Source organism: Marixanthomonas sp. SCSIO 43207 (assembly GCF_019904255.1).
Taxonomy (GTDB): domain Bacteria; phylum Bacteroidota; class Bacteroidia; order Flavobacteriales; family Flavobacteriaceae; genus Marixanthomonas.
This window is the reverse complement of the sequence record NZ_CP063203.1, coordinates 176,303-198,093: the sequence shown is the minus strand read 5'-3', so window position 1 is coordinate 198,093 and position 21,791 is coordinate 176,303. Positions and strand designations below refer to the sequence as shown.

Here is a 21,791-nt window from a genome sequence, read left to right as displayed (position 1 = left end):
TTATAGGTCTTCCAAGAGCAACAAATATAGGTTTTTTGTGCTACTTCCGTAACTCATAAAGTCCTTTTCTTTGTCAGTTTCAAAGTCCTGAATGGTTGTAATATTGGTAGGTATTTGTTTAGTATTGCGAGTTTTAATGATGCGTAAACCTTCACTAATAGTATCTACCAATTGACTGGTGGTTGCAAATACAATAAAATTAAACGGTAATTCGCTAAGTTTTTTCTCTTTAATTTGGTTTGAAGAAAGTAGGATAGAACCGTTTTTGGCAACAAGTGATTCGCAAGTAGTCAAAAAGAAAGTAGGTGTCCCTTTTTTGGTAAAAGTTAAATTAAATCCGTCAAAGCGAGAAGCTAATTGATCATCAACGCAAAATACCTCACGCTCATACCAATCGTTTTCCATCAAAATATTATCAAAGGTCTCCAAGACTTCATCCATAGAGTCGCAGTACAAAAATTTACCACCGTTTTTGTTAAAGTTGTAGGTAAACTTTTCATCCACAGGAAGTTTCTCTTCTGGGTAATATTTGCTTGTGTCAGATTTTTTTGCTTTTTCGTCTGACTTGTTCTTCTTAGGATTTAAAAGTCTTTTAAACAGACTCATTCATTGTGCTTATTGAGGAGTTTATAATTGGTTTAACTTCAAATATATAAAATCTAATGAGAAGAATAAATACTTAAAACCAAAGTTTATCATAAAAGAAGGAGTTAACTATTAATTATTGCTAGCTAACCTCTCTTCTTCATTTTCTTGCTTCCCATCAAGATTAGCAGCATCTTTCTTTTCTTGAATTTCTGCTTCTTTTCTTTCTTTATCTTTTTTGAAAGGACGCTCACCAAAGATACGCTCCAAACTTTCTTTAAAGATTACTTCTTTCTCAAGTAACTCTTCAGCAAGTTCAGTTAATTTGTCTTTATTTTCTTCAAGTAAATTGAGAGCTCGTTGATATTGCGTTTCAATTAGATTTGAAATTTCTTTATCAATAAGTTCTGCAGTTTTTTCACTGTAAGGCTTACTAAAATTGTATTCATTTTGACCACTAGAGTCATAATACGTTAAGTTACCAATTTTTTCATTCAAACCATAAATGGTAACCATGGCTCTTGCCTGTTTTGTGATTTTTTCTAAATCACTTAAGGCGCCTGTACTAATTTTATTGAATATAATTTTTTCTGCAGCTCTACCACCTAAAGCGGCACACATTTCATCAAGCATTTGCTCAGGTCTAACAATAAGTCGCTCTTCTGGCAAATACCAAGCGGCTCCTAAAGATTGCCCACGCGGAACAATAGTTACTTTTACTAATGGAGCAGCGTGCTCTAGCATCCAACTTACAGTTGCATGACCTGCTTCGTGAAATGCAATTGCTTTTTTCTCATCTGGAGTGATAATTTTATTTTTCTTTTCAAGACCGCCAACAATACGATCAACCGCATCTAAGAAATCTTGCTTCCCTACGTATTCTCGTTCTTTCCTTGCTGCAATAAGGGCTGCTTCATTACAAACGTTTGCTATATCTGCACCAGAGAAACCTGGAGTTTGTTTTGCAAGAAAATCGGTATCTAGTGAATCATCTATTTTTAATGGACGTAGGTGTACTTCAAAAATTTCTTTTCGTTCGCGTACATCTGGTAAATCAACATATATCTGTCTATCAAAACGTCCAGCTCTCATCAAGGCCTTATCTAGTACATCTGCACGGTTGGTAGCAGCTACTACAATTACATTAGTATTGGTCCCAAAGCCATCCATTTCAGTTAATAACTGGTTTAGTGTATTTTCACGCTCGTCATTTGAACCTGAAAAATTACTTTTTCCACGAGCACGACCAATAGCGTCAATCTCATCAATAAAAATGATCGAAGGTGATTTTTCTTTTGCTTGCTTAAATAAATCGCGTACTCGAGAAGCACCAACTCCTACAAACATTTCAACAAAATCTGAACCTGATAATGAGAAAAATGGAACTTTTGCTTCACCGGCAACTGCTTTTGCTAGTAATGTTTTACCGGTTCCTGGAGGTCCTACTAATAAGGCTCCTTTAGGTATTTTACCACCCAATGAGGTGTATTTTTCAGGATTTTTTAAGAAATCAACAATTTCTTGTACTTCTTCTTTGGCTCCTTCAAGACCGGCTACGTCTTTAAAACTGGTTTTTACATCAGTCTTTTCGTCAAAAAGTTTAGCTTTTGATTTTCCAATATTAAATATCTGTCCTCCGGCGCCTCCTCCAGCTCCAGATGACATACGTCGCATGATAAAAATCCAAATGGCAATAATTACAACAAAAGGAAGTAGGGTTATTAATAAGTCACCCCACATATTTTCTTCGGTATCCCAAACGAGTTGGGTATTTAGATCGTATTCTTTCTTTATGGCATTGATGTCATTCTCAAAGTTTTGTTCGTCACCAAATTCAAATTGATAGTTAGGATCATTAGGTCCTGGGTCTAGCATACCGTTTCCGGTAGACTTTGAGTGTTCATCTTTACTTTTTGCTTCTTTGGTAAGAAATACTTTTGCAATCTTATGATTTACAATCTTTACCTTTTCAACGTCACCATTTTTTAAGAATTGCTCAAATTGTGACTTGGTTGTTTTTTCAGGCTGTGACAAGCTGCTACCGCCAAAAAACTGAATACCCATAAACAATAAGAAAATAGCAGCATATATCCAGTAATTACTGAATTTTGGTTTTCTTTTTTCGGGCTTATTGTTATTATTTTTATTGTCTTGTGCCATAGGGCTTTCTTTCTTTAATAAGTTGTTTCAATTTTAACAGATTTGGCGTCTCCCCATAATCCTTCAATATCGTAAAATTCTCGAATGTGTTTTTGAAATACGTGAACAACCACGTGAACAAAATCCATTAGAATCCATTCGGCATTATTGCTTCCTTCAACATGCCACGGCTTTTCTTTTAAAGATTTGCTAACGGTTTTTTGAATAGAATTTACAATAGCGTTTACCTGTGTGTTTGAAGAACCGTTGCATATAATAAAATAGTCGCAAACGGTATTTTCTATATCTCTAAGATCCAGAATTTCAATATCTTGACCTTTTACCTCTTCAATTCCTTTTAAAATATGCGTAATAAGTTGATCTGTTTCGTGTTCTTTCTTCGACATTAATCTAATTTAATTTTCGCAAAGTTATTACTTTTTTGTTTCTTGATACCCTCAAATATAGGATATAGTAATAATTTATTACACGTGAAGATAATCAAACTTAATGCCATTGACTCTACCAATACCTATCTTAAAAAATTAAGTAAGGAAATACCGCTAGAAGATGAGGTAGTTGTCTGGGCAAAAAATCAACTTAAGGGAAGAGGACAACGCAATGCTTCTTGGCAATCAAAACCTGGTGAAAGCCTTACATTCAGCGTGTTTAAGAAAATTGATAACCTTCCTGCAGATCATCAGTTTTTACTTGTCATGCTTACAGCATTGGCAGTTCAAGATGCGTTAAAAAAACTGAATATTTTTAATCTTGCTATTAAATGGCCAAACGACATCTTGTCACATTCAAAAAAAGTATGTGGCGTGTTAATTGAAAATACGCTTCAAAAAAATAAAATCACCTCTTGTATTGCTGGTGTAGGTATTAATGTTAATCATACAGATTTTCCAAACCTACCCCAAGCATCATCGTTACGTTTGGTTAGTGGTTCAAAGTTTACAATTGATGAGGTGTTTAATGTTGTTGTAACAGCTCTACTAAGCAGGTTGTCTACGTGTAATGCCAACAATTTTGAAAAAATAAAAAAGGAATATGAAGCAGCTTTATTTAAAAAAGATGCCATAGCCGTTTTTGAACGACCGTCTGGAAAGCAATTTAATGGAATAATAAAAGGAGTGCTTGATACCGGAGCTCTTTTAGTTGAAAATGAAAACGAAATATTGGAGCATTTTCAACTAAAAGAAATAAGCATGCGCTATTAAAGTTGCTCCATATTGGTGGTTAGGGTTTCCATAAATTTTGATATAGGACCCTTTATCATCATAGCCATCATGGCATTAAATTCTCCTTCAAACAAAAGTTCAATTTGTGATTTTTCTTCAGCTATTGGTTCTATATTTCCGGTTAAAGTGAATGATAACTTATCACTCATAGAGCCCAAAACTACTTGAGAAGGATGATGTACTTCTTTTACTTCTAGTGCAATTTCTGGCATACCTTTTAAGGCAAAAACAAAAGCTTTGTCGTTGATTAGCTCGAACTTGCTTATGTTCTCTGGCATAAGATGCTCAAAGTTTTTAACATCACATAAAAAATCACAAAGTTCTGCAGCCGATTTGTCTACGGTTGCTTTTTTACTGGTTATTTTCATAAATTTAAATTATTTGCCGGTGCTTTTTAATTGTGGATTCCAGTTGGCAGGATCGGTTCTCCATTGGGATAAAACTACTTTTTCTTCAGAAGAAATATAAGTAAACTTTTCTGCCTGTTGCAATAAATGCTCATAATCGCTCAAGGTATGCAACTCAATATTTGCTTCTTTAAAATTGTTGACTGAAAGATCAAAACCGTATGTAAAAATGGCTAACATTCCTTTTACGTTTAAATGAGCATCTTCTAGTGCTTTTGCAGCCATAAGACTACTGTTACCGGTGCTTATTAAGTCTTCAATAATAACAACATTTTGATTGGCTTCTACAAAACCTTCTATTTTATTTTGGCGACCATGCTTTTTTGCTTCAGGGCGTACATAACAAAAGGGAAGTCCAAGTACATCGGCTACCAAAGCTCCCATTCCAATAGCTCCTGTTGCTACGCCTGCAATCATATCTGGTTTTCCGTACAGTATTTCTACTTGTTTTGCTAAGTTTTCACATAAGTAATTGCGAATGGCAGGGTATGACAAAGTAATACGGTTATCACAATAAATAGGTGATTTCCACCCAGAGGCCCATGTAAAAGGTTTTTGTGGTTGTAATTTTATTGCATTAATTTGCAATAATAATTCAGCCGTTTTTTGTGCGGTTTCTTTGTTTAAAATCATACTGCAAATGTATAAAGTTTTTGTAAAAGATATTCCTATTATTCTCTCTACTGAAGAAAATATAGGAAAACAATACACCTCCATTCCTCTTAAGTTAGCACGGTTTAAAAAATTGATTAAAAAAATAAACAAAGGCGAACTTTTGTATATTAATCTCTACCATAAAAATGAAGAAAAATTAGAACGTTTTCTTCGGAAAAAGCTACCTGTTGTAGAAGCTGCAGGCGGTATGGTGTTTAATGATAAAAAAGAAATTCTATTTATTTACAGAAACAATAAATGGGATTTGCCGAAGGGTAAAATTGAAAAAAAAGAAACACACGAAGAAGCTGCCATACGGGAAGTGATGGAAGAAACCGGTGTTAAAGAACTTGAAATACGTGAGTTTTTAACCAAAACCTATCACGTTTTTAAACGCAAAGGAAAGTTTAAACTTAAGGTAACGTATTGGTACAAAATGCACAGCAATTATGAAGGACCTCTTGAACCCGAAGAGAACGAAGGTATAAAGAAAGTAAAGTGGAAAAACTTTGAAAAGTCACAAAAAGCGCTCACCAAAAGTTATGAAAACATTAAATTATTGTTTCCTAAAGAATATTTAACCACCCACCCTAATGATAGGGTAGCGAAGGTGTGATGCTTCATAATTTGGCGATTGTTTGTGTATCCAATCCAGTTGCGCATACCAATTGGCAGCAAAAGCAGGATTAGTAGCTTTCTTTACTTCAAATGCTTCTTTAATTTTTGGGTTATTCTCTAGAAAAGCTTCGGCTTTATCTTCCCATACATAGGGTGAAAAACCTTCTTTTTGTTGAAGAATAGTATCAAAAAAGTTCCAATTAAAAAAGGAATCTGTTGCAGTAGGCTCAAGTGTCTCTACTAAATAACGTACCGCTTCTTGATCTGTAGAAGCAATATAATCACCTTTTGATACGTGAACCGCTTCAGTATGTTGAGAAACTTCGGTATTGTAGTGTACATAATGCCCTTCATAAGGGCTTTTTACAGTTTCATACTTTTCAATTTTATACACTTGAGCTGTAATGACTGTATCTTTGGGTACTTGCTTAAGCTCAACTTTCTGTTTTTTTAGTAAATCAACAACGTTCCAATACCCTTGCGGAATAATATAAGACTCTGGAATGGTTACGCTTTGTTTTGGTTCAAAATAATTATAATAGGTAACCTCTTTTGTAAAGGGTTTATTACGGTCATATTTTAAGCGTTTGCTGCCTGTAATTTTACTGTCAATCATTTCGCCTTCATACCCTTTAAATTGTAATGTTGAGGTCTGACTGCTGTCAATTTTCCATTGTACGGGATACGTGGTTCCGGCTTTATAACTTAATTTGTTTGAGTTGCGAAGTTCTCGAATCAACTCAGCATCTTTATCGGTGATAGCAAGCATGCTTTTCATCAATTCATAAGTGCCTTCTACGCGATCTTTATACGGTTTTAGCATGTGAGTTTCAACCATCATTCCTAGCGTATTAAACAAAGTGGTATAGCCTGTAGAGTATCGTGGCGAATCTTTAAATTGAGAAAAGCCACTCTCAGGAGTTTTATTAAACACATTTACATAAGGTGTAATATCCCAATTTTTATTCTGAAGAGAGTCTTCTAATTGAGGTCTAAATGATGTATTCAGGTATTTTCCTAATTCTCCACCAAGTTTGTTGTGCTGGGTAAATAAATGGGTGAGTGTATATTGATAATCGGCGCCATTGCTCACGTGATTGTCTATAAAAACATCTGGGCGAACGGTTCTAAAAAGGTTGGCGAAAGCTTTTGCGTTTTTAGTATCGGCTTTAATAAAGTCACGGTTAAGGTCATAATTACGAGCATTTCCTCTAAAACCATATTCTTCGGGACCGTTTTGATTGGTTCGGCTGCTGCTATTTCGGTTTAAAGCGCCACCAATATTATAAATAGGAATAACACAGACAATTGTGTTATTTGGTGCTTTTATGGTTCCTTCGGCCAAATCGCGAAGCAAAAGCATAGAGGCGTCTATACCATCAGACTCACCGGGATGAATACCATTGTTGATAAGAAGAACAGTTTTATCATTTCGGTTTTTAAACTCAGATTCAAAACTTCTATTTGGATTAAACGTTACTAAATGAAGAGGCTTGCCACTGTCTGTTTCTTGCATTTCATAAAGAGCAATAGAGGTATGCGTGTCTGCCAATGCTTCATAAAACTGAATTACCTTCTCGTAGGTATCAGTTTGAGTACCTCCTGAGGTTTCAAAACGAATAGAGAAATCTTCTTGGGTTGTATTTTTTTTATTCTCACAAGAAATAATAGCAAACCAAATACATAAAAAAACGAGTACCTTATACATAAAAATTCTTCTTTTGAAAACAAATATAAGGCATCTGAAAAACTCTTCAGCTTTTATTTTAACATATAATTTTGGGAAAAATCGTTTGTAATTTATGCCACTTTACTATATTTGTTAACAGAATATTAAACTTTAAACATTTTAACTATGAAAAAAATTACTTTATTTGCTGCTGTGCTTTTAAGTGTAGGAGCACTTAGCGCACAATCATCTATTTCTGGAAATCCTAATGCTCCAGTTGCAACTGGTAACGGTATAGTTCCTGAGAGAAACGGTGGTGAAATTGTTTTAACAAACTCAAATAACCCTACTGACGTTACTGCTGGTGGAGTTGCTTGTTGGTCTTCTGCTACTGGTGAGTACAGAAACAACAGTTTTTACCGTTCTTATGATTTAAGTGATTATGGAGTTACTGAAGGTGATTTCAATATTACTTCAGTAGAGTATGGTCAAGGATCAGCTGATGATGGTAAAGTTATTAACTTAAACATTTACACTGCTGATAACTTAGACTTAGAAGTTGCTACATTAACACTTGTTGATGGTACAACTCATACTTCATCTTCTGCAGACGATTTATCTTTGGTTGTTGTAGACAACTTAGATATTACTGTACCTGGAGGATCTATCGTAGTATTTGAAGTTAATGCAGGTGATAGTGGTGCTAACACTGGTGAAACTTTCTTCCCTGGAAATAACGCAGACGGAGAGACTGCAGATAGCTACTTAATGGCTGCTGATTGTGATGTACTTGTTCCAACTCCAGTTGGTGACGTTACAGGAACTCCAGAATCTTATGTAATGAATGTTGTAGGTGAGCCAACCTTATCTGTTGGTGAGAATGCTCTATCTTCAATTTCTGTTTACCCTAACCCAGCATCAGATGTGATTAACATTGAGGCTCCTGCTTCAGTAGATGTTAAGAGCGTAGCAATTTTTGATGTATTAGGTAAGCGTTCAAACGCTGCTTTAGTAAACGGTCAAATTAACATTTCTGACCTTGCAAGAGGTGTTTACATCTTAAACATCGAAACTTCTGCGGGTACTATTACTGAAAAAATAGTTAAGAACTAAGTATTAGTTTTATACATAAGAAAGCCTCGCATATTTGCGAGGCTTTTTTTATGACTTTACTTTATATAGGGATCTTTTGTGTGTTATCTTTTACTAGCTATGATGTTATATTGAACGTTTTTCTAATCTAAAATAAAAGCAAAGTTTAATAGAAAAGTTAGAAAAGTAAAGACACAAAAAAGGCGCTGTAATAAAACAGCGCCTTTTTTTTATTATAAACTAACTCTTTTGTTATCCGTTCATTGATACCAAAAACTCTTCGTTGTTTCGAGTTTGTTTTACCTTGTCATTAATAAATTCCATAGCTTCTACAGGGTTCATATCTGCTAGATATTTACGTAGTACCCACATACGCTGGATAACGTTTTCATCTAGTAGTAAATCATCTCTACGCGTACTAGAAGAGGTAAGGTCAATAGCTGGGAAAATTCTCCTATTAGATATTTTTCTATCCAATTGAAGTTCCATGTTACCGGTTCCTTTAAATTCTTCAAAAATTACTTCATCCATTTTTGAACCTGTTTCTGTAAGTGCCGTGGCGATGATACTTAATGAACCGCCATTTTCAATATTACGAGCAGCACCAAAGAAACGTTTTGGTTTATGCAGAGCATTTGCATCTACACCACCACTTAATATTTTTCCGCTAGCAGGTTGTACGGTATTGTATGCACGTGCAAGACGTGTTATAGAATCAAGAAGAATTACAACGTCGTGACCGCATTCAACTAAGCGTTTTGCTTTATCAATTACAATATTGGCTACGCGTACGTGTTCTGAAGCTTCTTTGTCAAACGTAGAAGCAACAACTTCTCCTTGTACATTGCGTTGCATATCGGTTACTTCTTCAGGTCGTTCATCGATAAGAAGAATAATTTGATATACTTCAGGGTGATTGGCAGCAATAGCGTTTGCAATATCTTTTAAAAGCATTGTTTTACCTGTCTTGGGTTGTGATACAATCATACCACGTTGTCCTTTTCCAATGGGGGCAAACATATCAATGATTCTTGTAGAGATAGTGCTTTGTCGCTCAGCTATGTTAAACTTTTCTTGAGGAAATAAAGGCGTTAAATGCTCAAAAGCAACACGGTCACGTACCACATGAGGATTTAAGCCGTTTATTTTTGAAATTTTAATAAGTGGAAAATACTTTTCACCTTCTTTCGGCGGACGTACTTCACCAAAAACAGTATCTCCGGTTTTAAGTCCAAATAGTCTTATTTGCGATTGTGAAACATAAATATCATCTGGTGATGATAAGTAATTGTAGTCACTAGAGCGTAAAAAGCCATAACCGTCTTGCATAATATCAAGAACACCTTCGCTTTCTATAATGCCATCAAACTCAAAGTCTGGCTCTTTATAGCGGTTTCGGTTGTCTTTATTGCCGTTGCTACGCGTATCTTTTTTATTGTTTTTATTAGAATGGTCTTTTTGATTAGACTTAGAATGCTTTTTTCTATTGTCTGAAGAATTGTTTGATTTCTTCTTATCATCATTAGATCCTTTTGAATGCCTCTGATCTTTATTGTTGTTTTTTGCAGAAGAGTCAGCGCTGTTTGACTTCTTGTTAGAATCTTGTTTTTGATTCTGCTCTTTTTTAGAACTCTTATTAGTATTAGCGTTGTTCTTTTGCTGATTTTTTTGTGGCTTATTCTGCGAAGAAGACTTTTGGTCCTTTGAGTTAGAAGCCGAATCATCTTTACTGATTTCTTTAACTGCTTGTGGATTGGCAGCTTGATAGTCTAAAATTTGATATACCAAATCCAGTTTTTTGAAACTGCGATACTTAGGTACATTTAATTGTTTTGCTAATTCCTGAAGTTCAGGTAGCTTCTTTGCTTTTAATTCTGAAATTTCAAACATGTAAAATTTGTGTGTGTTAATTTATAATAAATTGAAACCTTTGAGAAGGCACGTTTATTGAATATTTTTTTTGAAGACTAAGTAACCGTTGTTGAAGTGGTTACGAATAGATACTGCAATAATACAATAATATTTTAAAAATTGCTTGTAATTTTTTTAAAAAGAAATCCTATTTTTGCCCTAAAGAGGAAAACAACTAGATGATACAACGCATTCAAACGTTATATTTACTTATATCTGCTCTTATTATGGGGGCACTATATATGTGGTTTCCTACCGTGCAAAATGAAGCAGGGACAATTCTTATTGATAAAAATGAACCCATAGTTTTTGGTTTATTATTTGTTTCTATTGCACTTACTATTGTTTCAATTTTAAGTTTTAAAGTACGGTCTAGACAATTTGTTATCAACCGTATCAATATCATATTAAACTTTGTATTACTGGGAGTTTTCGTATACAGGTCGCTAAGCGTATCCGGAGAAACATTAGTTTCAGAGAAGGGTATTGGGGTCTTACTTCCCATCATTTCTATCGTTTTTTTAGTGCTGGCTAACAAAGCCATCAAGAGGGACGAAGATCTTGTAAAATCTGTTGACCGTTTACGGTAAACCTTTACATCTTAGTATATTTTAGTGCAAACCCTCAAAAGATGCCACTTTTGAGGGTTTTTTGTATAATAAGCTATCGCTTAAACTCAATTACTTCTAAGTTTTTAATAGCTCCTTGATCAACTTCAAAACGAAGCATTGTTCGCACTTTATGAAAACCATGAGTGCCTATGGCTCCGGGATTCATATGTAAAAGGTCTCTTTTTTTATCTGGCATTACTTTTAAAATATGTGAGTGACCACATATAAATAACTTAGGAGGGTTTTTGTAAAGTGCTTCTCGTATGCGTGAATCATACCTTCCGGGATATCCGCCAATATGGGTTATCCAAACATCTATTCCTTCACATTCAAACCTATTGTGTAACGGAAATTCTTGTCTGGCTTTATCATTATCTATATTACCGTAAACGCCGCGTAGAGGTTTTAGTTTTTGCAGGGTGTCTGTTACACTCAAATCACCAATGTCACCGGCGTGCCAAACTTCATCGGCTTGTTTTACATATTTTAAGATAGCCTCGTCAATATAGCTATGTGTATCGCTAAGTAATAGTATTTTTTTCAATCTGAAAATGTTAGTGGTTATAGTAAAAACGTATCATATCTTTCGTTCAACTTCTATGGGTGTGTTGTCGTAAATAGCAAATGCTTTTCGTATTTTTGTAGATTCAAAAATAAGGGATTCATTGCGATATTTTATTGAAATAGCTTATAATGGAGCACAGTATTGTGGATGGCAGATTCAACCCAATGCGAGTACGGTACAAGAAGTACTTCAGAAAAAATTATCAATTTTAGTACAACGCGATATTAAAGTAGTGGGAGCAGGAAGAACCGACACCGGGGTGCACGCAAAGCAACTCTTTGCTCATTTTGATATTGATGAAATAAAAAACACTTCTGAATTAATTTTTCGGTTGAACTCTTTTCTTCCTAATGATATTTCGGTTGTAAATTTGTTTCAGGTTAAAGATGATGCACACGCTCGATTTGACGCCACACAAAGAGCGTATCAATATGTGATTTCATTGAAAAAAAATCCCTTTTTAGAAGGTTTGGCTTTTCAGATACATAATAAGCCAGATGTGAAACTGATGAACGAAGCTGCAAAAACCTTATTGAACTATAACAATTTTAAATGCTTTTCAAGAAGTAAAACCGATGTAAAAACGTATAATTGTACAATTGAAAAAGCATATTGGAAAGAAGAAGAGAACCAATTGATTTTTACAATCTCGGCAGATCGATTTTTGCGTAATATGGTTCGTGCAATTGTAGGTACGTTGCTAGATGTAGGTTACCATAAAACATCAATTGAGGAGTGGCATCAAATAATTCAAACTAAAGATAGAAGTAAAGCAGGAGCTTCGGCACCGGCACACGGATTGTACCTTACAAGAGTACACTATCCCGAAACGATAAAATACTAATGGCAAATTCAGGAAAAGCATTTGATTTTAAGCTTTTTAAGCGGTTGTTAAAATTTACAAACGCTTATCGTCTTATTTTCTATTTTGTAGCATTTGCTGCCATTGTCATGTCTGGCTTAGCGGTATTAAGACCTGAATTAACACAATTGGCAATTGATAACTCAATTATACCAAAAGATGGAGGCGGGTTACAGTATTACATCATTTTAATGATAGGAGTATTGGTTCTTGAAGTTCTATTTCAGTTTGCCTTTATTTTTTATGCTAATTGGCTAGGACAAAGCGTGGTGCGTGATATGCGTGTAAAACTCTTTAATCTAATGATGAGTTTTAAAATGAAGTACTTTGATAAAAGTGCTGTAGGACGCCTCACCACCAGAGCAGTAAATGATATAGAAACCATTTCAAGTATTTTTAGTCAAGGACTTTTTATGATATTAAGTGACCTGCTTAAAATGGTTGTTATAGCCAGTGTTATGCTTTATAAAAGTTGGCAATTGGCTCTTATTGTATTTGCTATTTTACCACTTATTATATACGCAACGCGTGTTTTTCAACGAGCGATGAAAGCTGCCTTTGAGGATGTAAGAAATCAAGTGGCAGATTTAAACTCTTTTGTGCAAGAACGTATCACAGGAATGAAAATCGTACAAATTTTCACTCGTGAAAAAACCGAATATGAGCGTTTTATAAAAATTAACGAAAAACATAAAAAAGCTTGGGTGCGTACCGTATGGTATAACTCTATCTTTTTCCCTATTGCCGAAATGTCCTCTTCCATAGCTATTGGTCTCATTGTTTGGTATGGTGGTTTAAATGCAGCAGAAGGTGGTGCGGTTACCGTAGGGCTTATAGCAGCCTTTGTTCAATTAGCCCAAATGTTATTTCGTCCTCTACGCCAAATAGCGGATAAATTTAACACATTACAAATGGGAATGGTGGCTGCCAATCGTGTATTCGGAATATTAGACACCAAATCTCATATTGATGATTCTGGAACCATTGAAATGCCTCAAGCAAAAGGGTATATTGAATTTAAAAACGTTCATTTTGGATATACAGAAGATGAAGAAGTAATTAAAGGAATAAATTTCAAGGTACACCCTGGAGAAACCATAGCTATTGTTGGAGCAACGGGAGCCGGAAAATCAACAATAATTAATTTATTGAATCGATTTTACGAAATACAAGAAGGCGAGATAAGTATTGATCGTGTAAATGTGCGAGAATATACCCTAGAGTCGTTGCGTAAACAAATAGCTGTTGTATTACAAGATGTTTTCTTGTTTGCAGATACTATTTTGAATAATATCACACTTAACGATGCTTCCATTACGGAAGAAGAAGTAATTGCAGCTGCCAAAGAAATAGGCGTTCATAAATTTATTGAAACACTTCCTCAAGGATATCATTATAATGTAAAGGAAAGGGGTTCTATGCTTTCTTCAGGTCAGCGACAGTTAATAGCATTTTTAAGAGCATATGTAAGCAAACCAGGAATTTTAATCCTTGATGAAGCTACCTCTTCAGTAGATACTTATTCTGAAGAATTAATTCAAAATGCAACCGAAAAACTTACCAAAGGCAGAACCTCCATAGTTATTGCGCACCGATTGGCAACCATCAAAAAAGCAGATAAAATATTAGTGATGGATGCCGGTAAAATTGTTGAAACCGGAACCCACAAAGAACTTCTTAAAAAACAAAACGGGTACTACAGAAATTTATACGAAGTCCAATTTATGGAAGAAGAAGCTATATAAGAAACTCCTTGACGCATTTTTTCAGCCTCTATAAGCTCTTCCAGACCGCCATTTAATAATAATACCACAGCCATTATAATTCCACTAATTATGTACAATGGCACAAGTAACACTAAAAACAAAAGGGTTTTTAAGATAACTTGCCAAACAGTAAGGCTATAAAGGCGTTTAAAAACATAGGCAAAATAAACTATTTGTATAAAAATCACACTTATTGATAAAATAGTAAATAACGCTTCATTCCAAATGGTTAAACAAAACAGAATAATACTTACAATAGAAACTTGTGAATAGGCATAAAGGTTAATTATTAAATGCTCTGCGTAGTTATATTTCTTTTTATTTAAAAAGACGAGCCAAGATAGTAATGCAAAGATAGGAATGGCCAAGAAAAATAGTAAGGATTGATACTCAAAAACAGTTTTTTGAATTGACGTATTTAACTGCTGTTGAGCCTCATTGGTGTTTTGAAACTTAAAAACACCTTCCATAAGGTCTGGGAAAAATTGTAAAACAACAAAGTAAAAAAATCCTGAGATGGTTACAGCAACAGTAAAATATCCAAAAGCATGGATATACCTTTTACGAACCCCTTCTATGTAACCTCCAATTACTTCTTCGGGTTTTTTAAAAAGATCTATGAATGTACGCACCGGTTTATTGGAGTCAATACTTAAAAATGCGTGATAAATTTCACTTAATAAATACCGAAGCGTCAAACGATGTGTAATTACTTTAGCTCCGCATTCAGGGCAATACAAGTGGGTAGCTTGAAGAGAGGTTTCACAGTTTTTACATGTCATGGTACGCTATAGTATATCTAATTAATTATTTCTACTCACTACTCAACTACCCACTTACTTCAAATCATTCTCCAGTTGATTTGACAAATCGTCTATTTCATCAAAAAGTATAAACTCACCGTCTTTTAAATAGGAAATTTGACCATTTTCTTCAGAAACTACGATACAAACACAGTCTGTTTTTTCAGAAACACCTACAGCGGCTCTGTGTCGTAAACCAAACCGTAACGGAATGTTTCGGTCATTTGAAACAGGTAAAATTACGCGCGTAGCTGTAATGGTGTTATTTTCAATAATAACAGCGCCATCGTGCAGCGGACTGTTTTTAAAAAAAATACTTTCCAGAATAGGCTTGTTTAATTCAATATTCATCGTATCGCCTGTGTTTTTTACAAACTCAAGGCTATTGTTGCGCTGAATAACAATAAGAGCTCCGGTGTTTTTACGGCTCATAGCTTTACAAGCATCCATAATAGCTTGAATGTCTGTAGTAATACCGGCTTCTTTTGATAGTAATTTAAATTGTCTAAAAAATCGCTTCCGAGCATTAAGATTGGTAGAGCCTAGCATCAACAAAAATTTCCTTATTTCTTGTTGAAATACAACAATCAAAGCGAACATACCAACACCTAAGAAGCCTCCTAAAATTTTACTTAAAAGCTCCATCTGTAGGAGTTTGGTTAATTCAGAAATAACAATAATGATTACAATTCCAATGAAAATATTGATAGCAACCGTCCCTTTTATAAGTCGATAGAGGTAGTACAATAATAAAGCTACCAGAACAATATCGATAATATCTATAATACGAAGGTCTAAAAAATCCAAAGGCTGTTTTCTTTTTATTACTCTAAAGGTTAAAAATATAAAATTTATGAGTAGGGATGTATTTTTTCGACCAACTTAATACATTCCATAGCTTCTTTAACATCGTGTACTCTTAAAATAGACGCTCCTTGCTGCAATGCGACTGTATGCAATACGGTGGTGCCGTTGAGTGCAAGTTGTGGTGTAGTTTCAAGTGTTTTATATATCATTGATTTACGAGATACTCCGGCCAAAATGGGAACATCCAATTGCTGTAATAAAGAAAAATGACGCAATAATTCAAAACTTTGAGTGGCTGTTTTGGCAAATCCAAAGCCTGGATCGATGATAAGATCATGAATACCGGCTGTACGTGCTTTTGCTAGTTGTTCAGAAAAATAATGAATAACCTCTAGGGTTACATTTTGATAAGTTGCTTGTTGCACCATCGTTTGTGGTGTACCTTTCATGTGCATAAGAATATAAGGGACTTTTAAGCTAGCAACAGTATCATGCATCTGTTTATCCAAGCTTCCGCCACTTATATCATTTACAATACAGGCACCTGCCTCAACGGCTTGTCTAGCTACTGAACTTCTAAAAGTATCTATTGAAATAAGCACTTCTGGAAATTCTTTTAATATACTTTGAATAGCCGGTAATACACGGCTAGCTTCTTCGGCTTCGGTTATATTTTCAGCATTAGGACGTGAGCTGTACCCGCCAATATCCAAAAAAGTTGCACCTTCAGTAAGCATGGTTTCTGCCTGCTGCAAAATGGTATTCACATGAATAGTTTTGCCACCATCATAAAAAGAATCTGGAGTAATATTAAGTATACCCATCACTTTTGGTTGTGACAAGTTGATAAGGGTGCCGTTACAATTGATTGTGTTCAATTTTCTAGTTTAAATTATTTAAACGAAATTTACGGAAAATCTTAAAAATCCAATGGCTGAAACCCTAAAACAATACGATGCTGTAATTGCTACTTGTAAAGAGTTGTTTACCAATAAAATGAGTGATTACGGAAGCGCTTGGCGTATACTGCGCCTTCCATCATTAACCGATCAAATTTTTATAAAGGCACAACGCATTAGGGGATTGCAAGAAAATGCCGAGCAAAAAGTAGATGAAGATGAAACATCAGAGTTTATAGGTATTATTAATTATTCAATAATGGCATTAATTCAGCTTAAAAAAGGAGTAGTAGAACAACCGGATCTTTCTACTGAAGAAGCTGTAAAATTATATGATGAACAAGTTGGTGTTACTCGCCAATTAATGCTTAACAAAAACCACGATTATGGAGAAGCCTGGCGCGATATGCGAGTTTCGTCATTAACCGATTTAATTCTTCAAAAGCTATTGCGAGTTAAACAAATAGAAAATAACCAAGGTAAAACCATAGTTTCTGAAGGGATTGATGCCAACTATCAAGATATGATTAATTATGCAGTGTTTGCCATGATTCATTTAGAAGAAAATACAAACAAGTAAAAAACAACAGCATGAAAATACTGGTAGGAATTTCAAGAATTGTAGTAGGAATCCTTTTTATCTTCAGCGGTCTAATAAAATTGAACGATCCTATTGGGTTTTCATTTAAACTTCAAGATTACTTCGCTCCAGGGGTGTTGGATCTTGAGTTCTTAATTCCTTACTCGCTGCTGATAGCTATTTTTATTGTCATTTTTGAAGTGCTGCTAGGGGTTATGTTGTTGGTGGGTTACCTTCGTAAGTTTACGGTATGGAGCTTGTTGCTAATGATTGTGTTCTTTACGTTCTTAACATTCTATTCGGCTTACTTCAATAAAGTGACAGATTGTGGCTGTTTTGGAGATGCCATTAAATTAACTCCTTGGGAATCTTTTACCAAAGATGTCATCTTGCTAGTGTTTATTTTGATACTGTTTATTTGGAGTAAGCACATCACACCATTTTTTACAAGAAACATACGTAGTTTAATAATATTTATTGGTTTCATCGCGTGTTTAGGTATTACATATCACGTACTCATGCATTTGCCCATCATAGATTTTAGACCTTATAAAATTGGAGCCAATATACAAGAAGGAATGAGTATTCCTAACGATGCACAAAAACCTGTCTATCAATATGACTGGAAGTTTAAGGTAGATGGTGAAGAAAAAATAGTTACCACCAAGGGAGATTATCCAACACAAAAAGGAGAGTTTTTGGGTGTAGAAACTACTGAAATTCAAGCCGGATATGTTCCGCCTATTCATGATTTTACCATAGAACGAGATGGACAAAATTATGTTGATAAATTTTTAAACGAAGAAAATTTAATAGTAGTAGTAGCGTATAATCTTACCAAATCTGAAAAAGACGGTTTTTTTCCGGTAAGTGATATTACCAATGAAGCTCTTAAAAAAGGATATAAAGTAATTGGCTTGTCAGCTTCTTCAAAAGAACGTACGCAAACCTTGGCAGATCGATATAAATTAAATTTTGATTTTTATTTCTGTGATGAAACAACCTTAAAAACGATTGTTCGAAGCAATCCGGGTGTATTGCATTTGCAAAACGGAACCATCAAGCAAAAGGTGCATTGGAATGATATTAATACATTAAAACTACAAGAACTAGACGGTGCAATACCTCAATTAGATTTTAACTTAAAAAAGCGATTAGATAGTATTGGCGTACTTGATCAACGCTACAGAAAGTTGATGCAAGCAAAAGATGCTGAAACAAGAGCAACATTAGGAGAAGAAATGGGCTTAACCCCAGAAGAATACAACGGCGATTTATGGGCTATGCAAACAGTTTTAGACAGTAGCAATATGCTTTTTGTTGAAAAAGTATTTAAAAATATGGGGTATCCCGGTAAAACCACGGTTGGTGAACCTACCAATACGGTTGCTTGGTATGTTGTACAGCATAATCCAGATAAAATTCCGGAGTATTTACCCCTTATTAAAGAAGCAGGAAAAAATAAAGAAATCCCTTTTAGATTGGTAGCGATGATGGAAGACCGCTATCTAATGAACCAAGGCAAACCTCAAATTTACGGCACACAAGGAAGAACGTATGATGATGAACGCGGTAACCTAATTTGGCCTATTGAAAACCCTGAAACCGTTAATGAACGAAGAAAAGAAGCTGGTTTTGATCAAACAATTGAAGAATATGCCAAGGTGCTGTTTGGAGATGATTTTGAATACAAAGCCCTAACCATTGAAGCTGTAAAAGAATAAAAGCTTGACAGGATATATATTACAAAAACTAGGTTATGCATTCCTTACACTCTTTGGGGTAGTAACTGTAATCTTTTTTTTATTTACCATTCTTCCCGGAGATCCAGCTCGCATGATGTTGGGGCAAAATGAAAGTGCCGAACAAATAGCTGTAGTAAAAAAGAAGTATGGCTTTGATAAACCAATTTTACAACAGTATGCATATTACTTAAATGATCTATCACCACTTTCCTTTCATAGTACAATAGAAGAAGATTATACATATGTAACAGAAGGAAAATACAATGCAGTAACATTATTTACTGTTTCAGCTACTATGGTAGTCCTTAAAACGCCTTATTTGCGTACCTCTTTTCAGAAAAATGGAAAGAAAGTTAGCCAGGTCATAGCCGAAACATTACCCAATACGGTGGTTCTTGCAGTGTCTGCCATTGTGATTGCTATGGTGCTGGGAGTTTTATTAGGAATTATTTCAGTACTCTTTAAAGACGGCTGGATTGATAAATTAATTCAATTGATAAGTACGCTAGGAATGAGTGTTCCTTCCTTTTTTAGTGCTATTCTCTTTGCATGGATATTTGGATTTCTGTTGCATGAGTATACCCGCTTAGATATGACAGGGAGTCTGTATGCAGTAGATGATTTTGGGGAAGGTAAATACATACAGATAAAAAATCTTATTTTACCGGCAATTGTATTGGGTATTCGTCCATTAGCAGTAGTTTCGCAATTGATGCGCAACTCACTCTTAGAAGTACTCAATCAAGACTATATTAGAACCGCAAAAGCCAAAGGCTTATCATTTGCTACTATAATTCGCAAACATGCTTTAAAAAACTCACTTAATCCTGTAGTTACAGCTATTTCTGGATGGTTTGCCTCTATGTTGGCAGGAGCTGTGTTTGTAGAATATATTTTTGGATGGAATGGTTTGGGAAAAGAAATAGTAGATGCATTAAACACCTTAGACTTACCCGTGATTATGGGAGCAGTATTGGTGATTGCCATAGTATTTATTGTAATTAACATCTTGGTAGATGTTATATATGGATGGCTAGATCCTAAAATTAGTCAGTAATTCAAATAAAAAATAATATATACCTTGCTTATAGCTGCAAAAGCATAACAAGCGAAGTAGGCTATTGCAATTATATATTGATAATTGTATTTTTAACAAACAACTAACAAAAAAACGACACATACATGAGACAAAAAATAGTAGCCGGAAACTGGAAAATGAATAATGATATGGCTGAAACAGAAATGTTTTTGGTTGGATTAAAAAAACAAGTGTTACCAGAAGGGGTTACTATTATGATAGCTCCAGCCTTTACCAATTTAAATCATACATTTCAGTCAGTGCGGGAACATCCGGTTACCGTGGTGGCGCAAAATATGCATCAAAGTGAAAACGGAGCTTTTACGGGTGAAGTTTCCGCAGGAATGCTTAAAAGTGTAGGAGTAAAAACAGTAATCCTTGGTCATAGCGAACGCCGCTCTCTTTTTAAAGAAGATAATGATGTACTAGCCGAAAAAGTAAACACAGCACTAGCACACGATATGGAAGTGATTTTCTGTATAGGTGAAGAATTAAGCCATAGAGAAACCGATGATCATTTTACCCTTATCGAGGAGCAACTGGAAGAAGGATTATTTCATCTGTCAGAAGTAAGTTGGAAAAACATTATTATTGCGTATGAACCGGTATGGGCAATTGGAACAGGAGAAACTGCTACACCAGATCAGGCTCAAGAAATGCACGCTTTTATACGTAAAACCATTGCTGAAAAATACAGCAACAGTATAGCTAATAAAGTTTCAATTTTATATGGAGGCAGTGTAAAACCAAAAAATGCCAAGGAAATTTTTGCCCAAAAAGATGTAGATGGTGGTTTAGTAGGAGGGGCTTCACTAGATGTTGAAAGCTTTATGGCAATTGCTAATGCTTTTAAAAAATAAGGTAGTAATTCTTCTTTAAATTTGAAACATAAGAGAAATCCTTAAAATGTATTATGGCAGTTATTTATTTAGAGTTTACATATACGGTAAGTCCAAAAGAACCGGGTACAGATATTTTGATTGCTCAATTAGGTGAGGCAGGTTTTGAAAGTTTTGTAGAAACTGAAACCGGTGTCCAGGCCTATATACCCAAAGATGATTGGAACAAAGAAATGCTAGATTCAGTTCAAATACTAAACTCAAATATATGTTCAATTACATACAGCAAAAATGAAATTCTGCCTAAAAACTGGAATGCAGAGTGGGAACAAGCCTTTACACCCATAGAGATAGGAAATACATGTGTGGTGCGTGCACCTTTTCATAATAAGCGTAACGTACCCTATGAATTGGTTATTGAGCCTAAAATGTCCTTTGGTACCGGGCATCACGAAACCACACATATGCTTTTGGAGTATATATTAGAAACAGATTGGGAACGTCAAACAGTTTTAGATATGGGTTGCGGAACAGCCGTATTAGCTATTTTAGCTGAAAAGCGAGGCGCCATAAAACTAGACGCCATTGATATTGACCCATGGTGTGTAGAAAATGCACAAGAAAATGCCGATAGAAATACCTGCAGCAACATTACAGTGGCATTAGGTGGGGCAGATATACTGGCTAAGGAATCAACCTATGATACCATAATTGCCAATATTAATAGAAATATCTTGCTACAAGATATGGCTGCATACAAACAATGTCTCAAACCCGGGGGCAAATTATACATAAGCGGATTTTATCTGGATGATTTATCGATACTTCAAGACTGTTGCAATAAGTTAGGATTAAGCTTCGTTGATAACAAACAACGAGCTAACTGGATTGCCGCAAAATTTGTAAATTAGTAGCCG

General features: G+C 35.0%; 22 protein-coding genes. 11 read left to right on the top strand and 11 right to left on the bottom strand.

The annotated features are described in order from the left end of the window. From INR76_RS00940 to rsfS, 3 genes are all read right to left on the bottom strand, one after another. Positions 1-606: an LUD domain-containing protein gene (locus INR76_RS00940; protein ID WP_223108749.1), complete on the bottom strand. Its 606-nt coding sequence runs from the start codon at positions 604-606 to the stop codon at positions 1-3. A gap of 111 nt (positions 607-717) precedes the next feature. Further along, positions 718-2,745 (bottom strand): ATP-dependent zinc metalloprotease FtsH, encoded by a 2,028-nt coding sequence (gene ftsH, locus INR76_RS00935; RefSeq protein WP_223108748.1) that lies wholly within the window; start codon positions 2,743-2,745, stop codon positions 718-720. A 14-nt stretch (positions 2,746-2,759) separates the two neighbouring features. Then, positions 2,760-3,131, bottom strand: a complete 372-nt coding sequence (gene rsfS, locus INR76_RS00930) for a ribosome silencing factor (RefSeq protein WP_223108747.1) — start codon at positions 3,129-3,131, stop codon at positions 2,760-2,762. 84 nt (positions 3,132-3,215) lie between these two features. Here rsfS and INR76_RS00925 point away from each other — a divergent pair, with 84 nt between their 5' ends. Further along, positions 3,216-3,947 (top strand): biotin--[acetyl-CoA-carboxylase] ligase, encoded by a 732-nt coding sequence (locus INR76_RS00925; protein WP_223108746.1) that lies wholly within the window; start codon positions 3,216-3,218, stop codon positions 3,945-3,947. Here the strand turns inward: INR76_RS00925 and INR76_RS00920 are convergent. Beyond that, positions 3,944-4,336, bottom strand: a complete 393-nt coding sequence (locus INR76_RS00920) for an SRPBCC family protein (RefSeq protein WP_223108745.1) — start codon at positions 4,334-4,336, stop codon at positions 3,944-3,946. The two genes, INR76_RS00925 and INR76_RS00920, sit on opposite strands and share 4 nt — an antisense overlap. 9 nt (positions 4,337-4,345) lie before the next feature. Continuing rightward, positions 4,346-5,008 carry an orotate phosphoribosyltransferase gene (gene pyrE / locus INR76_RS00915; RefSeq protein WP_223108744.1) on the bottom strand — a complete coding sequence of 221 codons (663 nt, stop codon included), beginning with the start codon at positions 5,006-5,008 and terminating at the stop codon, positions 4,346-4,348. Between the two features lie 7 nt (positions 5,009-5,015). On the opposite strand from pyrE, the gene INR76_RS00910 reads away from it, so the two are divergent. After that, positions 5,016-5,645: an NUDIX hydrolase gene (locus INR76_RS00910; RefSeq protein WP_223108743.1), complete on the top strand. Its 630-nt coding sequence runs from the start codon at positions 5,016-5,018 to the stop codon at positions 5,643-5,645. Here INR76_RS00910 and INR76_RS00905 read toward each other — a convergent pair. Continuing rightward, positions 5,607-7,355, bottom strand: a complete 1,749-nt coding sequence (locus INR76_RS00905; RefSeq protein WP_223108742.1) for a M14 family metallopeptidase — start codon at positions 7,353-7,355, stop codon at positions 5,607-5,609. The two genes, INR76_RS00910 and INR76_RS00905, sit on opposite strands and share 39 nt — an antisense overlap. Before the next feature lie 147 nt (positions 7,356-7,502). On the opposite strand from INR76_RS00905, the gene INR76_RS00900 reads away from it, so the two are divergent. Then, on the top strand, positions 7,503-8,429 hold the full coding sequence (locus INR76_RS00900) for a T9SS type A sorting domain-containing protein (protein ID WP_223108740.1): 927 nt from the start codon (positions 7,503-7,505) through the stop codon (positions 8,427-8,429). A gap of 231 nt (positions 8,430-8,660) precedes the next feature. On the opposite strand, the gene rho is transcribed toward INR76_RS00900, so the two are convergent. Then, positions 8,661-10,298, bottom strand: coding sequence for a transcription termination factor Rho (rho, locus tag INR76_RS00895; protein WP_223108738.1), 1,638 nt, complete (start codon positions 10,296-10,298; stop codon positions 8,661-8,663). 200 nt (positions 10,299-10,498) lie between these two features. Between rho and INR76_RS00890 the strand changes: the two genes are divergently transcribed. Further along, positions 10,499-10,909, top strand: a complete 411-nt coding sequence (locus INR76_RS00890) for a DUF4293 domain-containing protein (RefSeq protein WP_223108737.1) — start codon at positions 10,499-10,501, stop codon at positions 10,907-10,909. A gap of 73 nt (positions 10,910-10,982) precedes the next feature. Here the strand turns inward: INR76_RS00890 and INR76_RS00885 are convergent, their stop codons facing one another. After that, positions 10,983-11,474, bottom strand: coding sequence for a metallophosphoesterase (locus INR76_RS00885; RefSeq protein WP_223108735.1), 492 nt, complete (start codon positions 11,472-11,474; stop codon positions 10,983-10,985). Between the two features lie 121 nt (positions 11,475-11,595). On the opposite strand from INR76_RS00885, the gene truA reads away from it, so the two are divergent. After that, positions 11,596-12,339, top strand: a complete 744-nt coding sequence (gene truA, locus INR76_RS00880) for a tRNA pseudouridine(38-40) synthase TruA (RefSeq protein ID WP_223108734.1) — start codon at positions 11,596-11,598, stop codon at positions 12,337-12,339. Further along, complete coding sequence (locus INR76_RS00875) at positions 12,339-14,102, top strand: ABC transporter ATP-binding protein (RefSeq protein WP_223108733.1); 1,764 nt, start codon at positions 12,339-12,341, stop codon at positions 14,100-14,102. The genes truA and INR76_RS00875 overlap by 1 nt, the downstream gene beginning before the upstream one ends. On the opposite strand, the gene INR76_RS00870 is transcribed toward INR76_RS00875, so the two are convergent. From INR76_RS00870 to folP, 3 genes are read right to left on the bottom strand one after another with little or no spacing between them, the layout of a single operon-like run. After that, positions 14,054-14,905, bottom strand: coding sequence for a DUF3667 domain-containing protein (locus INR76_RS00870; RefSeq protein WP_223108732.1), 852 nt, complete (start codon positions 14,903-14,905; stop codon positions 14,054-14,056). The genes INR76_RS00875 and INR76_RS00870 overlap by 49 nt on opposite strands. Before the next feature lie 54 nt (positions 14,906-14,959). Beyond that, the gene (gene cdaA, locus INR76_RS00865; protein ID WP_223108731.1) at positions 14,960-15,733 is read right to left on the bottom strand and encodes a diadenylate cyclase CdaA; all 774 of its coding nucleotides are present in this window, start codon (positions 15,731-15,733) and stop codon (positions 14,960-14,962) included. Between the two features lie 44 nt (positions 15,734-15,777). Continuing rightward, the gene (gene folP, locus INR76_RS00860; RefSeq protein WP_255592727.1) at positions 15,778-16,611 is read right to left on the bottom strand and encodes a dihydropteroate synthase; all 834 of its coding nucleotides are present in this window, start codon (positions 16,609-16,611) and stop codon (positions 15,778-15,780) included. 52 nt (positions 16,612-16,663) lie between these two features. On the opposite strand from folP, the gene INR76_RS00855 reads away from it, so the two are divergent. From INR76_RS00855 to prmA, 5 genes are all read left to right on the top strand, one after another. Next, positions 16,664-17,212, top strand: coding sequence for a DUF1599 domain-containing protein (locus INR76_RS00855; RefSeq protein WP_223108730.1), 549 nt, complete (start codon positions 16,664-16,666; stop codon positions 17,210-17,212). Between the two features lie 11 nt (positions 17,213-17,223). Further along, on the top strand, positions 17,224-18,936 hold the full coding sequence (locus tag INR76_RS00850; RefSeq protein WP_223108729.1) for a BT_3928 family protein: 1,713 nt from the start codon (positions 17,224-17,226) through the stop codon (positions 18,934-18,936). A 4-nt stretch (positions 18,937-18,940) separates the two neighbouring features. Next, entirely contained in the window at positions 18,941-20,014 is a 1,074-nt protein-coding gene (locus INR76_RS00845; RefSeq protein ID WP_223108728.1) for an ABC transporter permease, read from the top strand. Positions 20,015-20,139: 125 nt separating this feature from the next. After that, positions 20,140-20,895, top strand: a complete 756-nt coding sequence (gene tpiA, locus INR76_RS00840; protein WP_223108727.1) for a triose-phosphate isomerase — start codon at positions 20,140-20,142, stop codon at positions 20,893-20,895. 53 nt (positions 20,896-20,948) lie between these two features. Beyond that, complete coding sequence (prmA, locus tag INR76_RS00835) at positions 20,949-21,785, top strand: 50S ribosomal protein L11 methyltransferase (protein ID WP_223108726.1); 837 nt, start codon at positions 20,949-20,951, stop codon at positions 21,783-21,785. The last annotated feature ends 6 nt before the right edge of the window (positions 21,786-21,791 follow it).

What these genes read in the sequence shown, in the direction of transcription:
- INR76_RS00905 (WP_223108742.1), bottom strand. Translation starts at nt 7,355, where the DNA reads ATGTATAAGGTACTCGTTTTTTTATGTATTTGGTTTGCTATTATTTCT.
- rsfS (WP_223108747.1), bottom strand. Translation starts at nt 3,131, where the DNA reads ATGTCGAAGAAAGAACACGAAACAGATCAACTTATTACGCATATTTTA.
- pyrE (WP_223108744.1), bottom strand. Translation starts at nt 5,008, where the DNA reads ATGATTTTAAACAAAGAAACCGCACAAAAAACGGCTGAATTATTATTG.
- INR76_RS00910 (WP_223108743.1), top strand. Translation starts at nt 5,016, where the DNA reads ATGTATAAAGTTTTTGTAAAAGATATTCCTATTATTCTCTCTACTGAA.
- INR76_RS00920 (WP_223108745.1), bottom strand. Translation starts at nt 4,336, where the DNA reads ATGAAAATAACCAGTAAAAAAGCAACCGTAGACAAATCGGCTGCAGAA.
- INR76_RS00900 (WP_223108740.1), top strand. Translation starts at nt 7,503, where the DNA reads ATGAAAAAAATTACTTTATTTGCTGCTGTGCTTTTAAGTGTAGGAGCA.
- INR76_RS00890 (WP_223108737.1), top strand. Translation starts at nt 10,499, where the DNA reads ATGATACAACGCATTCAAACGTTATATTTACTTATATCTGCTCTTATT.
- INR76_RS00855 (WP_223108730.1), top strand. Translation starts at nt 16,664, where the DNA reads ATGGCTGAAACCCTAAAACAATACGATGCTGTAATTGCTACTTGTAAA.
- INR76_RS00850 (WP_223108729.1), top strand. Translation starts at nt 17,224, where the DNA reads ATGAAAATACTGGTAGGAATTTCAAGAATTGTAGTAGGAATCCTTTTT.
- INR76_RS00870 (WP_223108732.1), bottom strand. Translation starts at nt 14,905, where the DNA reads ATGACATGTAAAAACTGTGAAACCTCTCTTCAAGCTACCCACTTGTAT.
- prmA (WP_223108726.1), top strand. Translation starts at nt 20,949, where the DNA reads ATGGCAGTTATTTATTTAGAGTTTACATATACGGTAAGTCCAAAAGAA.
- tpiA (WP_223108727.1), top strand. Translation starts at nt 20,140, where the DNA reads ATGAGACAAAAAATAGTAGCCGGAAACTGGAAAATGAATAATGATATG.
- INR76_RS00940 (WP_223108749.1), bottom strand. Translation starts at nt 606, where the DNA reads ATGAGTCTGTTTAAAAGACTTTTAAATCCTAAGAAGAACAAGTCAGAC.
- rho (WP_223108738.1), bottom strand. Translation starts at nt 10,298, where the DNA reads ATGTTTGAAATTTCAGAATTAAAAGCAAAGAAGCTACCTGAACTTCAG.
- INR76_RS00875 (WP_223108733.1), top strand. Translation starts at nt 12,339, where the DNA reads ATGGCAAATTCAGGAAAAGCATTTGATTTTAAGCTTTTTAAGCGGTTG.
- ftsH (WP_223108748.1), bottom strand. Translation starts at nt 2,745, where the DNA reads ATGGCACAAGACAATAAAAATAATAACAATAAGCCCGAAAAAAGAAAA.